Origin of the sequence: Candidatus Tisiphia endosymbiont of Piscicola geometra (assembly GCF_964026415.1) — a bacterium.
Lineage (GTDB): Bacteria > Pseudomonadota > Alphaproteobacteria > Rickettsiales > Rickettsiaceae > Tisiphia.
In genome coordinates this window covers 454,015-468,022 of sequence record NZ_OZ032144.1, presented here as the reverse complement: position 1 = coordinate 468,022, position 14,008 = coordinate 454,015, and the positions used below count along the sequence as shown (strand labels likewise).

Annotated in this window: 13 protein-coding genes; 11 read left to right on the top strand and 2 right to left on the bottom strand. The window is 31.4% G+C overall.

Going from position 1 to position 14,008, the window contains the following annotated elements; all coding sequences use genetic code 11:
- Positions 1-19: 19 nt before the first annotated feature.
- From AAGD26_RS02185 to ruvC, 6 genes are all read left to right on the top strand, one after another.
- Positions 20-679 carry an amino acid ABC transporter permease gene (locus AAGD26_RS02185; protein ID WP_341752045.1) on the top strand — a complete coding sequence of 220 codons (660 nt, stop codon included), beginning with the start codon at positions 20-22 and terminating at the stop codon, positions 677-679.
- 67 nt (positions 680-746) lie between these two features.
- Positions 747-3,779, top strand: coding sequence for an efflux RND transporter permease subunit (locus AAGD26_RS02180; RefSeq protein WP_341752044.1), 3,033 nt, complete (start codon positions 747-749; stop codon positions 3,777-3,779).
- Positions 3,780-3,855: 76 nt separating this feature from the next.
- Entirely contained in the window at positions 3,856-4,911 is a 1,056-nt protein-coding gene (locus AAGD26_RS02175; RefSeq protein WP_341752043.1) for a DNA cytosine methyltransferase, read from the top strand.
- On the top strand, positions 4,901-5,287 hold the full coding sequence (locus AAGD26_RS02170) for a hypothetical protein (protein ID WP_341752042.1): 387 nt from the start codon (positions 4,901-4,903) through the stop codon (positions 5,285-5,287). Before AAGD26_RS02175 ends, AAGD26_RS02170 begins: the two co-directional genes overlap by 11 nt.
- A 9-nt stretch (positions 5,288-5,296) precedes the next feature.
- The gene (locus tag AAGD26_RS02165; protein WP_341752041.1) at positions 5,297-5,896 is read left to right on the top strand and encodes an HNH endonuclease; all 600 of its coding nucleotides are present in this window, start codon (positions 5,297-5,299) and stop codon (positions 5,894-5,896) included.
- Between the two features lie 77 nt (positions 5,897-5,973).
- Positions 5,974-6,459: a crossover junction endodeoxyribonuclease RuvC gene (gene ruvC, locus AAGD26_RS02160; RefSeq protein ID WP_341752040.1), complete on the top strand. Its 486-nt coding sequence runs from the start codon at positions 5,974-5,976 to the stop codon at positions 6,457-6,459.
- Here the strand turns inward: ruvC and AAGD26_RS02155 are convergent.
- Positions 6,454-6,969, bottom strand: coding sequence for a hypothetical protein (locus tag AAGD26_RS02155; RefSeq protein ID WP_341752039.1), 516 nt, complete (start codon positions 6,967-6,969; stop codon positions 6,454-6,456). The two genes, ruvC and AAGD26_RS02155, sit on opposite strands and share 6 nt — an antisense overlap.
- Before the next feature lie 444 nt (positions 6,970-7,413).
- On the opposite strand from AAGD26_RS02155, the gene AAGD26_RS02150 reads away from it, so the two are divergent.
- The 3 genes from AAGD26_RS02150 to AAGD26_RS02140 all read left to right on the top strand — a co-directional run bounded on the left by AAGD26_RS02150 (position 7,414) and on the right by AAGD26_RS02140 (position 11,209).
- Positions 7,414-7,689 carry an HU family DNA-binding protein gene (locus AAGD26_RS02150; protein ID WP_341752038.1) on the top strand — a complete coding sequence of 92 codons (276 nt, stop codon included), beginning with the start codon at positions 7,414-7,416 and terminating at the stop codon, positions 7,687-7,689.
- A gap of 468 nt (positions 7,690-8,157) precedes the next feature.
- Positions 8,158-8,958, top strand: a complete 801-nt coding sequence (locus AAGD26_RS02145) for a DNA polymerase III subunit delta' (RefSeq protein ID WP_341752037.1) — start codon at positions 8,158-8,160, stop codon at positions 8,956-8,958.
- A gap of 301 nt (positions 8,959-9,259) precedes the next feature.
- Positions 9,260-11,209 carry a hypothetical protein gene (locus AAGD26_RS02140; protein WP_341752036.1) on the top strand — a complete coding sequence of 650 codons (1,950 nt, stop codon included), beginning with the start codon at positions 9,260-9,262 and terminating at the stop codon, positions 11,207-11,209.
- 74 nt (positions 11,210-11,283) lie between these two features.
- Here the strand turns inward: AAGD26_RS02140 and AAGD26_RS02135 are convergent, their stop codons facing one another.
- Positions 11,284-11,667: a DNA cytosine methyltransferase gene (locus tag AAGD26_RS02135; protein WP_341752035.1), complete on the bottom strand. Its 384-nt coding sequence runs from the start codon at positions 11,665-11,667 to the stop codon at positions 11,284-11,286.
- 626 nt (positions 11,668-12,293) lie between these two features.
- Here AAGD26_RS02135 and AAGD26_RS02125 point away from each other — a divergent pair.
- Together AAGD26_RS02125 and AAGD26_RS02120 are read left to right on the top strand one after the other, a co-directional pair.
- Entirely contained in the window at positions 12,294-13,190 is an 897-nt protein-coding gene (locus tag AAGD26_RS02125; protein ID WP_341752034.1) for a DUF2608 domain-containing protein, read from the top strand.
- Between the two features lie 31 nt (positions 13,191-13,221).
- Positions 13,222-14,007 carry a DUF2608 domain-containing protein gene (locus AAGD26_RS02120; protein ID WP_341752033.1) on the top strand — a complete coding sequence of 262 codons (786 nt, stop codon included), beginning with the start codon at positions 13,222-13,224 and terminating at the stop codon, positions 14,005-14,007.
- Position 14,008 lies beyond the last annotated feature (1 nt).

The window sequence follows — 14,008 nt, the reverse complement described above, 5'->3', positions numbered from 1 at the left end:
GGTTATTTAAGAGTGTTAAATGTTTGAGCAATTACTTGATTTTTCTTCTATATATTTTATTATGCAAGGGATGGTAGTAACACTGAAATACAGTATAGTTTCAGTGTTATTAGGGTTGATTATTGGTATCTTACTAGCAATTTGTAAGGTAAGTAAAAGTTGTGCGTTAAGACTGTTTGCTAATTTCTATACATCTGTTTTTCGTGGTACTCCGTTACTTATACAACTTAGCATAATTTATTTTGGTTTACCTAGTGTAATTGGCATTAAGCTTGGTGTCTTCGTTGCTGGTAGCATAGCTTTCTCATTAAACTCCGGGGCATATGTTTCGGAAATAATTAGAGCTGGAATTAATAGTGTTGATAAAGGACAGATTGAGGCAGCTAAAGCATTAGCTATACCCGAGAGATTAATGATGAAAGATATTATCTTGCCCCAAGCCATAAGAAATATCTTACCTTCACTGGTTAATGAGCTTATTAATTTAATCAAAGAATCATCGATTATATCAATGATCGGTGAAATGGATTTAATGCGTAGAGCTCAGTTAGTATCGATTGAAAGTTATACTTATTTTACCCCTATGTTAATAGCAGGACTTTGTTACTATGTTATGGTAATAATTATCAGTAAATTAGCTAAAATTATTGAAAAAAGACTAGTAATTGGAGTGGAGTAACCCCAATTCGGGATAAGAATTGACAAATTCTTATCCCAAATTTGCATAAGTAGGATTTATTTATAATATGTACTTAAGTGAAATATGTATAAAACGTCCAGTATTTGCAACAGTATTGAGTCTAGTGGTTGTTATTTTAGGGGCGGTATTTCTTACTAAACTGCAAATTAGAGCTATTCCCGATATTTCTTCTCCTGTAATAACAGTATATGCAAATTACCCTGGGGCAGATGCTCTTTATATGGAGAAAGAGATAACAACTCGTATTGAGAAAGCACTAAAAACTGTCAAGAACCTTGATACTATCACTTCACAAAGCTCTACAGGTAGCAGTCATATTACTTTAATATTTCTATCATCGGCTGATATAGAAACAGCCTTAAACGATGTTAGGTCTAAAATTTCTAATATAAGTTCCATATTCCCCCAAGGTATGAGCATGCCTTATGTTGCTAAGATGGATGCAGATAATTTCCCTAGTTTGTATTTAAGTATCAGTAGTGATGTATATGATGATTTACAATTAACCCAAATTGTTCAAGATAGCGTAAAAACCATTTTAGAAAAACTTGAAACAATAGGTCAGGTTGAGATATATGGTGCTAAAGAGTACTCTATGCGTATAGAACCAGACCCGGTAAAATTATATCAGCATAAAATGTCAGTGTTAGAAATGGAGAGTGCTATAAAAAAACAAAATATCTATTATCCAGCAGGAACTATTAAAACAGCTGCACGTGATTTTACTGTAAGATTAGATGGCTCTTTAAGTAAACCGGAAGAGTTTGAAAAAATTATACTAAAAGTGAAAGATGCTAATATATTAAAGTTACGAGATATTGCTAAAATATATTTAGCCCCTCCAGATACTGAGGTAATTTTTAGATATAACGGAAAAAACTCGATAGCACTTGGTCTTATAAAACAATCGAAGGCAAACATACTTGATTTATCCAAAGAGGTTAGATATTCACTAGATAAAATAAAAAAAAATCTACCTAAAGGTATAACAATTGATATAGCCCATGATTCATCAATTCCAGTTAGGGCTTCAATCAGATCAGTATTCTTCACTATCATGGAAGCATTAGTTTTGGTTATGGTAGTAATATATCTGTTCTTGGCATCAGTAAAAATCACCCTCATACCATTTGTAACTGTTCCGATATCATTAATTGGTACATTTATTGTTATGTATTATTTAGGATTTTCTATCAATATATTTACCCTTTTAGCAATGATATTAGCTATTGGCTTGGTAGTAGATGATGCAATAGTAATGTTAGAAAACATTTTTAGGTACAATGAGATGGGGCATTCTCCTATAGAAGCTGCCTTTCTTGCATCTAAGGAAATTGGTTTTGCCATTGTAGCGATGACTATAACACTTGTTTCAGTATTCTTACCAATAGGTTTGATAGATGGATTTATTGGTAAGTTATTCATTGAATTTGCTTGGACCTTAGCATTCTGCGTTTTATTTTCCGGTTTTGTGGCGATTACTTTAACGCCAATGATGGCAAGTCGCATGATTGGTAAAAATGATCGACCTCCTTTAGGGTTTTTAGTTAAATTTGATCAGTTCATTAAATTAGTACAAAGCAAGTATTTGTACTATTTAAATCTTGCTCTTGATCATAAAAAGAAATTCTCACTTATTATTGCACTATCTTTAGTTGTACTAGTTGTTAGTTTGATCTTTGTCAAAAAAGTTTTTATTCCCCAGGAAGATGATGGGTTTTTACAAGTTTTCTTCACTGGCCTTCAAGGTTCTAGTATTAAACAATCAGAGAAAACAGTAGTGGAAGCTGAAAAAATACTTAGTTCTCATAAAGATATAGCAGGTTATTTGACAATAATTGGCTCTGGAGCTAGTAACAGTGCTTTTGCTTTCGTACCTCTTAAAGATTGGAAAGAAAGATCAAAGTCACAAGAAGCTATAAAAAATATGCTTAATAAGCAATTTCAACAAATAGCAGGAATGTCAATTTTTGTTCAAAATCCACCTTCATTGGTTAGTGGTAATGCTAGAAATGCTGTCGAATTTACTTTACAGACCTCACTTGAATATGATGAGTTAGATCAAATATCACAGAAATTTGTTAATAGAATGAAGAAATATCCAGTTTTTATCAATGTAGGTAGTGATTTAAATTCTTCTATGCCGACAATTGACGTAATTGTTAACCGAGATAAAGCTTATCTGCTTGGTGTGAGTTTAGAAAATATAGGGATAACATTGCAATATTTGCTGGCAGGAAGAAAAATTGGTGATTTCAGAATGGGCAATAATCTGTATGATATAACTATGCAATATAACCTAAAATACCGTAATAGTACCGATCATTTTAGTAAGATACTGATACCAACCAATAAACCAACTAATAATTTGCTGCCATTAAGTGTAGTTGCTAATATGGTTGAGAAAGTGTCTATTGAGTCTTATAACCACTATAATAATTCTAGATCGGTAACGATTTCGTCAGGTTTAGCTCCAAACCAAAAAATTACCGATGCCATAAATTCGATAAATACTATAGCTGATGAATTATTGGATAGTAGAACAACTATATTAGAATATATTGGAGAGATTAAAAGAATGACAGAATCACAAAGTAATCTTATTGTTACTTTCTTATTTGCTTTGTTGTTTATTTATTTAGTGCTTTCAGCCCAATTTGAAAGTTTTACTGATCCTATATTAATACTTATTGCTGTACCATTCTCAATTACTGGAGGGGTATTAATGCTCTTAATATGTGGTAATACGCTTAATATGTATAGTAATATTGGTTTGATCACTTTAATTGGTTTGATAACAAAAAATTCTATTATGATAGTAGAATTTGCTAATAACTTAAGAGACCAAGGACTAAGTGTTAGAGAAGCTGTAACTAGAGCCTCTAGCTTAAGACTTAGACCTATTCTAATGACTACTCTAGCAACCATTTTTGGGGCAATGTCATTAGTGATTAGTTCTGGAGCAGGAGCAGCCGCTCAAAATTCTATTGGTTTAGTAATAGTTGGTGGAATGAGTATAGGAACTCTTTTCACTATATTTGTTATTCCAGTTTTATATCAAAGTTTTAAAAAAGGATGATTTAAGTGAAATATCTTAGGTATACAAAATGGTTTGCAGACATAGACAAACCTAACACATATTTAAGTTTGATTACATGAAAAAAATTAACATAGCAACCGTATTTAGTGGAATTGGTGCAATAGAACACGCATTGCAAAGATTGCAAATAGATCACCATATTGTTTTTGCTTGTGATATTGATAAATATTGCAAACAAACATATTTTGCTAATTATAAAATCAACGAAAATCAATGGTACAATGACATAAAAGTACTCGATGGCAATAAATATAAAAATAAAATAGATTTATTTGTTGGGGGAAGTCCTTGCCAATCTTTTTCAATGGTTGGAAAAAGGAAAGGGCTTGAGGACGATAGAGGAAATTTGTTCTTTGAGTTTGCAAGATTAGTTGACGAAATAAAGCCCAAGATTTTTATTTTTGAGAATGTAAAAGGTCTATTATCTCATAATAGTGGTAAGACTTGGGAAACAATTGAAGAAACCATAAAAGGACTAGGTTATACATATTATAAACAAGTTTTGAATTCAAGAGATTATGGCATACCACAAAATAGAGAAAGACTATTTGTTATTGGTTTTTTAGAAGAACAAAGTTTTGAATTCCCAAAACCGATCCCCCTTGAAATAACAATGCAAAATTTATTAGTTGATAACCCTGAGGTAAAATATTTTTTACCTGAAAAGGGTATTAAATTTGTTTCAGATAACAAGAACTTAAATAAGAAATATACACAAATTGACGGTAAAATTGCATTATGTCAAAAAGCCAATCAACAATTTAATTGGCACGGGGATTTTGTAATGGATAAATATTATCTTTCTGAGAAAGTAAAAAACTACGTTTTATCAAGTGGTACAAGGGATTTTTATTCAAAACCTGTAATAGATTTATCAATTGCAAGACCTCTTTTATCAACAATGGCAAAAATGCATAGGGCAGGAGTTGATAATTACATTACACGAGGCGATAAATTACGAAAACTAACCCCTAGAGAATGTTTAAGATTAATGGGTTTTTCTGATGAATTCAAAATTGTTGTTAGCGATACGCAAGCATATAAACAAACTGGTAATAGCATTGTTGTTGATGTATTAGTAAATTTACTTAAGTCTATTTATGGAAAATGAACTAACATTATTGGGGCAGAAATACATTAATATTAATACATTTGATAGTATTGTAATACCTGATTGTTTTGTGCATAGACGAAATAAACTTGATTATTCAAGAGGTAATGGAGAAGCAAAATTATACATCGGTTCAAGAAAAAGCATAGAAATACAATCGTTTTTTAAAAAAACCTCAATGACGGGATTTTTATTAAAAAGAGATTTATTAGAGTATTTGCAAGACGCAAAATTTGAATATGAGAATAAAGAACAAGTTTATCGAGAGAATATAACTGATTATTGGCTTGAAAATAACAAAATGCTTGAAAGAAAAGAACAGGTACTGTTTTTTGAATTTACTGAATCACCGGCAGGTGGAGATTCAAGATATTAAATCAGTTCAATGCGTGGAGACGTATTTTATAAAGAATTTAGAAAAATTGTTTTACCTGAAATTACTTATATATCAATCTTGAAACTGAAAAATATTGATAATAAAGAGGTTTTTTATTTTAGACCATATTTAAATTATTTTTATGATCCAAGGCATCATAGTGCAATTATAGCAGAAAAAGAAAAGGAAATTCAAGAAGATAAAACACTAGGACAAGATAAAAAGAAAGAAATTATTTATGCAAGAAAAGGACAAGGTAAATATCGTACTAGTGTTATTGATGAAATGGGTGAATGCTTAATAACAAGAGTAAATGATGAGAGAATGCTGATTGCAAGCCATATAAAACCTTGGGCGGTTTGCGAAAATGACAGAGAACGTATTGATAAATACAATGGATTACTTTTAACACCAACTTATGATAGGTTATTTGACCAAGGGTTTATAACTTTTTCAAATGAAGGTAAAATTTTTGTTTCACCTTATTTATCACCGTTGAATACAAAAAGATTGGGGTTGATTCCAAATAAGCAATATGATTTATCGTTGCATGCAAGACGTTCGGATTATTTAGAATATCACAGACAATGTATTTTTAAAAAAGGTTAATGAATAGATAATAAAAGATGTAAAACTTTATTATTCTGAAGTAATTTTACAAAAAATCTATTAGTGGGGGAATAATTTTGATTATACTAGGAATTGACCCATCTTTAGCTGGTATGGGATGGGGGGTAATCGATACCGATCCTCTGAAATATTTAGATAGTGGGGTCATAAAGACTAAATCAAGCGAAGCAATGCATAAAAGGCTAGCTTTCATTAGCTCGTCCTTGCAAAAGATAATAGTACAATATAAACCTGCTATTGTTGCTATGGAGGAGACATTTGTTAATATGAATAGTGTTTCATCGTTAAAATTGGGATATGCTAGAGGAGCAGTCATGTCACTTATAGGAGGATATGATATTGCTTTTCAAGAATTTAAACCTAATGTTATCAAAAAATCTGTAGTGGGTTATGGTCATGCTGAAAAAAATCAGGTTCTGCAAATGATTAAACTTTTACTACCAGGAGCAATTGCAATCAGTAACTTTGATGAAGCAGATGCCCTTGCAGTGGCTTATGTTTGTTGGGCTTATACCTCAGAACCTCCTATAATTGAATTATAGCAATTCTTTACCTTTTGCTTTTTTCGCTTTTTCTTCTTCTTTTTGCTTACCTTTAAATTTTGTCAGAAACTCATCTGTTATGTATATAAGACTCATACTAAAGCTAAGGAATGGAGAATCTAATATAATAGTACAACTACCATCGGCAAATCTAATCTCCTTATTACCTAAATTAGGGTTTTGGCTATGGGTGAGTTTGTATTTTTCTGCAAGTAACTCATAAAACTCTGTAAATTTATCGTTATTTATCGTTAAGATGATTGCTTGGATAATATTATCATCATTACATATTACTAATAATTCAGTCAGTCCCTCTAATTTGACCTCTCTAACATTAACATAATAATTATATCCATCCCAATGATTCCTCTCTTTTTTAGTAATCTGATATACTCGCTCTACATCTGCTATACTTGCTTTATTTAATTCAAAACCCAATGGAGCTGGATTGGTACTAGTATTTAAACTAAAAATTGAAATACATAATATGTAGAATAGTCTAGTGATCATAAAAGTTCCCTTTTTATATATTAAATAAGAAAGCTATAATATATAAACTATTATGATTTTCAACTAATTATTTCATTTAAGCAAAAATAATATACTATCCTCCTAACTACAGGATAAGAAACTAATTTGATGTAAAATAGATACAATTTTATTGAAATTAGATTATAAAATAATATATTCAAAAGTTCTAAAGAAGTCTCAGTTGCAGTCAATTTAGTGTTTGCTATAATCTAGCCAACGAGATATAACAAATCTTGCTGGTATGTTAGTATATATTCTTCTGCTTTGAAGAATTGTTTTTTTAATATCAAGGACGAACGTAACAACGTATCTTATGTACGCACCGCTTGTTCTTCATTTTCAAATCCAATTCTCTAAATCATTTGAGTATACTAAATACATTAATGTCTGAAATGTTAACAATTTATTTGGAGAGTTGAGCATATGAATAAAGGAGAATTAGTAGCATTAATGGCTGAAGCAGGTCATTCAAAAAGTGATGCAGAAAAGGCCCTTACTTGGGTTGTAGACAGTGTACTTAAAGCACTTAGTCGTGGTGAGGACGTTAACCTAGTGGGGTTTGGTTCTTTCCATATACAAAGTAGAGCTGCACGTGAAGGTCGTAATCCAAAAACTGGTGAGAAAATGCATATTGCTGCCTATAAACAACCAGTCTTTAGAGCCGGTAAGAAAATGAAGGAAGCTTGTAATAATTCGTAAGTTCGTATTTTACTTAGAACCTGCTTCTGTAAAATATTATAGTTTTTACCAAGGGTGCAAGTTTAAGTAACCTGAGTTCAATACAACAAAGCTAGTGTCATCCCTGCCTACGTAGGGATGACACTAGCTTTTGCCATACAAGTATCATTACTTACGTTGGCATTTCTGCCCCACAACTGTCGAAAGTCGAAAGTAGAGCGGGTTTTAGGCAGGGCAGTTTAAAAGTTGTATATGGTCAACGTCATTGCGAGAAGACCGTAGGTCGACGAAGCGATCCATAAAAGTAACCAAAAATGGATTGCTTCGTCGGCTTATACCTCCTCGCAATGACCTTGGTTATTTTTTTGTAACTTTTAAACTGCCATTATGACTTCTAAAACCGCTTCCTCTTCTAACTTTCGACAGATGTGGTTTCTGACCCATGTTGGCAAAGCCTAGAAACCTATTTTTTATTATACCATTAGCAGAATGATCAAAGAATATCTTGAATGTAGATTCAAACAGGCTAGGCTTTATAATAGTTGGCTGATTGATGTTGATGATACCGCAAAAGCTTTAGAAGATTTGCTTATATTTATAGAAAGCAGTTTGATTGTAGATAAAATTCAATTAATAAATCATCCAGATTATCGTTTAGTAGCTAGGGATAATTCTGTGACGAGCAGTGTCAAAGACATATCTATTGACCAAATTAGAGATTTACAGCAATTTTTTTATAGAACATCATCAATATCTAAATATAGAGTAGCTGTTATTTATCAAGCAGATTTAATGAATCTCAATGCAGCAAATTCCTGTCTTAAGCTTTTAGAAGATACGCCAAAGGATAGTTTTATTTTCTTGATTACCTCAAGGGCTGCCGGAATAATAAGTACTATAAGATCTAGATGTGCTAAAATTAACATAAAATCACAAAATCGCTTAGTGGGAAGCGATATATATGTTAAATTTACGACGTACATTGCTAACTATGCAAATCCTAAAGTGAAGTTAGATCTTATCGAAGAATTTACCAGTAAAAACAAGGAATTATGGGGAGATTTTGCTTGTAGCATGCTATATCTAGTTAATAGAATTACTAAAAAATCTCTCAATATCAATATTGAATTCAATGAATTAGAGAATAAAATATTTAATCAATTGCGTTCTAATTCCCCTGATTATTTGATAACAAAATTTGCAAATATCAAACGAATAATAAATAATACCATAGATTATGACCTAGATCTAAGGGTTAATACCATAGCATTAATAGAAGAGTTATGGTAATTTTGTCGTCAAAATTTGCTTCCGTTCTTATTCAGGATCACTAGTATGTCATTCCCGCTTTGGTGGGGAATCTAAAAAAATAGCCTATAGTAAGCTACTTTCGCAGGGGGTGATGACATCCTTAATAGTTAATACTACTACATATGCCAACTCTTGATTGTGGCTTTGAAACTGCCCTGAGAAGCAGAAGATATATTTTTATCTTGCATTGTTTGAATAAGTATGTTATAATCCGTCGCAATCGTAATATCCGTTTGATACGGAGGTAAGTTTTTTTAATTTTATAGAAAAATATAAGAACATGTCCCAAGATATTTTAACAGTAAATACAGTTACACTTGTTCAGGAAGCTTTTCCTTTAACAAAGGAAGTAGATAACACAGAATCTTCAAGCGAATTAGGTGTATCTAAAACGCCACAACAAGTGGATGATATTATTAGTAAGCTGAGGGAAAATAGTCTGCATGTTTTTGAGAAATATTTACGTAAAGAGTTTTTTAGCACAGTAGCTGGCAATCAAGGTGAAGTTGATATAACAAAGGATATTTTTCAGATAATGTGTCACTCATTATTATATAATGAGCAGAAAGGTGCACTAAGTCTATTTATGACGATAAAAGATATAAAGAAAAGACTTGATGAAATAGAGACAACATCAGAGGGTGCAAAAAAAATTAATAAGTTTAAAGAGGAAATTGAGCAATATAGAGCAGATGTAATTAAAAAATTATCAACTAATGAAGGAATCGCAGATATTGTTACTGGACGTTTACAAGATGATCTTGTTAGTATGATAGTTTTAAGAGACTCGAATGAAGAGGCTAGATTTAGTACAAAAGATATTGCTTCGGAAGTTACGAAATATATAACAATCCCTGATAAAGTGCAAACTTATATGTTAAAAAATGGTTATGGTGTGTCTCCATCTTTTAAGACAGTCATTAATAGAACCGGACTTAAGCATTTTGCAGTAGAAATAAACCAAGGCAAAAAGGGGGGAGAGTGGGGTTATTTTGATCAGGAGAAGTTCACTTCAAAGAATATTCATAAATTTGCTGATTCTGTGAATAGTATTGTTACCTCTATGGAAATAATATTATTATCAATTCAGAAGTTAAAAATAACCAAAACAACACAAAGTAAAAAACTGATAGCTAAATTATTGCCAGTATTAGCTGATTTTAATGATACATATTTAGAGAACAATAAGGATAAAATTGTAGTACAACTTACTGCAAATCTTACTAGGAAGTATAGTAAATGGGTCGATACTTCTACTAAAAAGTTAGAAAAGATATCTAAAGGAATAACTGAATCATATAATAAGGAAAAAGGGATTTATATTAAAGAAGAAAATACGGATTCTATAGATATTAATGATGAGTCAAGTGATATATCAATAACTTTCCTTGAAGCAATGGAGTCTCAACATGAAGACCATATTACAGATATTGATGAGCCAATAAATCAACTAGATTATGATATAGAACAGCAACCTGTGCCTACTGAGATATTTCATGTAGTAGAAAATTATGAAGAAACGATAGAAGAAGAAAAGATAGAGTCTATTACTGATGTTGAGGAGCTAAAAAATATAACAATAACTTATCCTGAAACAAGAGAGTTTCAAATGGACATAGCTACTGATCAATTAAGTTGTGATGTAGAAGCGGTAGAACAACATGATGTAGAACAGCAATCTAGCCCTATGCAAGAATCCCTAACTGAGTTTCAAGATTGTAATGATCAACAAGAAAAAACTAGCTCTATTAATATAGCAAGCGATAATCTTGATAATACAGAGGTAACAGTTTTAAATGAACAACATACTGTTGATAGTAATCAATCTGATATATCACCAAATGATAGAGGTTGTGATGTGCCTACAGAAGCATCTTATATAAATAGTACGGAAGCTACTACTACAGTGATTGATAGCACTAAATCTGAGATTGAGTCTTTAGAAGCTAATAATACAGAATTAGTAGAAAGCCCCATGGTTATAAGTCACATGTCTAGTTGGAATATATGGGCTATGTGGACTGCAGTTAAATCATATGTTAGTAGTACATTACATGAAATTAGTGATACCGTACTAACTTCTATAAAGCAGTGGGATCATCATCACTATGGAAGTTATGACTTAGGTCATCCTTATAAAAGTCATGGTCTAGGAGAAGAGGCAAGCCTAATAGGGGAGAATCCAGCCTTATTAGAAAGTGTAAAATATTTCAGCAATCTTGTAATTTAAAGACTATATAGCTAACTGTAGTTACTACACAGTAGCTGTCATTCTAAGCAATGGCGGGAATCTAAAAAAATAGCCTAAAAGACTATTAAACATTTTGAAACCCCAGCTATACTAAATGGTTGACACGGGAATCCTGCACATAAAATATCGTGAGGGGGTACATTTTGTTCGTGTACTTGTGTTATATAGTCAATTGATGAGAAGTTGGTGACGTCGTCACTCGTCGCTCGCCTATTACATATAGGCGTTGCTCCATCGCTCCTAGCACCAAATCCTCCTGAATTGACTATATATCCACCATCAATTTTATGATCACAGCTAAAATTAGCTCTATATGTTTTTAATGCCGATGTATCAATCTCGCTAGTGTAAACGCAGTTACCACCAACAGACTCAAATGATCTTCTTACACCACTAATCCCAGCAAATAAGTCAATAAAAGTAAAGTTATTATACATAAACCTCATTATAATGCAATTAACCACAATATTACAAATATATTCAATAGATATTTTTCGAAATTCTACTTCTGCTGGTAATTTATTTGTGCTACCGGTACTCTGCTTCTCACGTGCATCATAGTCCGCTGCGGGCTGAGGTTTCGTGGTTTCTTTAAATTCCTCAGCATAAGCAAGTTTGCTAAAGATATCTATTATTCATAGATATCTCAAGCGTATCTTTTGAAACATCTATTCCCATAAATATCTTGCTTTTTTTAGTCATTTGCTTTACCTATAATTAGTGGTTGTTTTGCAAAGTTTTGATACATGATTATAAATTCGATCTCTAAAGGATTCTGCTACCGTTCGTATCATACTTTGTGATTCAAGGGAGGAGGTCATCAAGATACCTTCGGTCTTTAAGGACCTATCTAATTTAAACTGTGTCATTCCTTCCTGACCATATTAACTCCATAAAGAGCTAATATTCAAGATACAATCCAAAAAATAACCTGCAAAGGTCGTTAGATAATATGGATTCCTCTACCTACGCGGGAATGACATTGAGTTAGATTACCTGCGTATGACATAAAACGATGTAGACCAACTACTTTTGTTATAAACAAAAAATAAGAGCAATTTCTATGCTAATTAGAAAAATTAAATTTAAAACATATAAACTCCTCTCTTACATAATATTGCTACTACCTTTAATAGCAAATGGTAAGATTATTGATGTTAATAGTTTAGACCAAATAAATAAGGACTACGAAGAATTATGCAATAATTATTCCCCTAAAGATATCTTAGTGGTCTTGGGTAGAGAAAAAGTTATATTCAAATCATTTTTCCCCCCAATTATCCAATTGAATAAAAATGAATTATCTAAGCTACATGAAATATTCAAAGCAGTTAGACCCTCAAAGGATGCTTATTTTGATACAATACTGCTTACAGAGTATAAAAATGAGTTATTAGATGTCAATTTGCCTAATTTTATAAAGAATATAATGGATAAAGGTAGCCCCGTAATTGTGAGTGATTATGGTTTAACTGGTAACTTTAACAATATAAAGAAGCTAGAAATATGGGAGGCTGAGTATTTAGAGAAATTTAATATTGATTTGTCCAACAGTTTCCCACAACATAATTATCTTATTTTTAATAATATGAAGCCTTTTGATAATACTTATCCGACATTTTATCAGGGTATATTAAGTAGTAATAATAATGCTTCATTTCAGTTGATATTAAATTTTTTAATAGAAGTGAAGTTTATGCCAAAAGTTTTAATAATGGTTGATGGAAATTCCAGTGAGTTGACTGCAATGGAAAGTCAACTAAGAAATTATGACGATAATGTGATGTTTATTGGCTATAATTATAAATTATCTGACCAAAAAGAATCAATATTCAATTCTCGTGATTTAAAAAAATCACTTAATGAATTGGTTAATAAGGTAAATGCAGTAAAGAGAAGCAACGACAAAATCAAAGTTAAGAATCAAGAGAGTGTAAATCCATATGATAATAAAAAATAACTTTTTATTAAAATTATTATTAATTTTTATCATGTTACCACATACAGGTTATGCAATAATTATTCCCACTTATTCTATAGATTCTGTTACGGTAAAAAATTTACTTGAAAAAATTGATGCATCTAGCTTAGTGCTAATCAATATTGATGATACAATAGTTACGCCTAAGTCTAAGATGTTTCGTTATGCTAATCCTTATAGAGGGTTTGTTGAAGAGCTGGCAAGTTTGGCAAAATATCATCCTAATGTGGATGAGATAATTGCTAAGTTGCTATTGCAAAGACAAGTTATGTTAGTAGAAGCTAGTTGGCCAAAATTTATCGATAAATTGAAAAGTTCAGGGGCTTTGGTTTTTGGGTTTACTAAAATTAACCCAGCATGTAGACTGATTAAAAATTATGAGGAATGGCAATATGAGCAGCTAAGTAGACTCGGTATTAAATTTACTGATAAAGTTAATAATAAAGAAATATTAAAATTTGATGAAACTGATAAAAGGTCACCAATTTTTCATAAAGGTATAATATTTACCGACTATCTAAATAAAGCTCAGGCACTACGTGAGTTTATGAGTATCACAAATATTTTACCTAATAATATTATAATCTTTGAGAATAAAAAAAGTGAATTAGATAACATAGATAATTTTCTAAGAACAATTGATCTAGATTGTTATGGGGTAGAATATTTAGCCGTTACAGAATTACAAGGTACTCCACAGGAGGATATAGTGAAATTTCAACAGGAAATATTATTAAAAACAGGAAAGTGGTTAGAAGATGATGAGGCTAAACAATTTATAACAAATAGCAAATGAT

Excerpts from the sequence above, each read along its gene's own strand:
- AAGD26_RS02185 (WP_341752045.1), top strand. The coding sequence starts at position 20 with ATGTTTGAGCAATTACTTGATTTTTCTTCTATATATTTTATTATGCAA.
- AAGD26_RS02180 (WP_341752044.1), top strand. The coding sequence starts at position 747 with ATGTACTTAAGTGAAATATGTATAAAACGTCCAGTATTTGCAACAGTA.
- AAGD26_RS02175 (WP_341752043.1), top strand. The coding sequence starts at position 3,856 with ATGAAAAAAATTAACATAGCAACCGTATTTAGTGGAATTGGTGCAATA.
- AAGD26_RS02170 (WP_341752042.1), top strand. The coding sequence starts at position 4,901 with ATGGAAAATGAACTAACATTATTGGGGCAGAAATACATTAATATTAAT.
- AAGD26_RS02165 (WP_341752041.1), top strand. The coding sequence starts at position 5,297 with ATGCGTGGAGACGTATTTTATAAAGAATTTAGAAAAATTGTTTTACCT.
- AAGD26_RS02155 (WP_341752039.1), bottom strand. The coding sequence starts at position 6,969 with ATGATCACTAGACTATTCTACATATTATGTATTTCAATTTTTAGTTTA.
- AAGD26_RS02150 (WP_341752038.1), top strand. The coding sequence starts at position 7,414 with ATGAATAAAGGAGAATTAGTAGCATTAATGGCTGAAGCAGGTCATTCA.
- AAGD26_RS02145 (WP_341752037.1), top strand. The coding sequence starts at position 8,158 with ATGATCAAAGAATATCTTGAATGTAGATTCAAACAGGCTAGGCTTTAT.
- AAGD26_RS02140 (WP_341752036.1), top strand. The coding sequence starts at position 9,260 with ATGTCCCAAGATATTTTAACAGTAAATACAGTTACACTTGTTCAGGAA.
- AAGD26_RS02135 (WP_341752035.1), bottom strand. The coding sequence starts at position 11,667 with ATGTATAATAACTTTACTTTTATTGACTTATTTGCTGGGATTAGTGGT.
- AAGD26_RS02125 (WP_341752034.1), top strand. The coding sequence starts at position 12,294 with ATGCTAATTAGAAAAATTAAATTTAAAACATATAAACTCCTCTCTTAC.
- AAGD26_RS02120 (WP_341752033.1), top strand. The coding sequence starts at position 13,222 with ATGTTACCACATACAGGTTATGCAATAATTATTCCCACTTATTCTATA.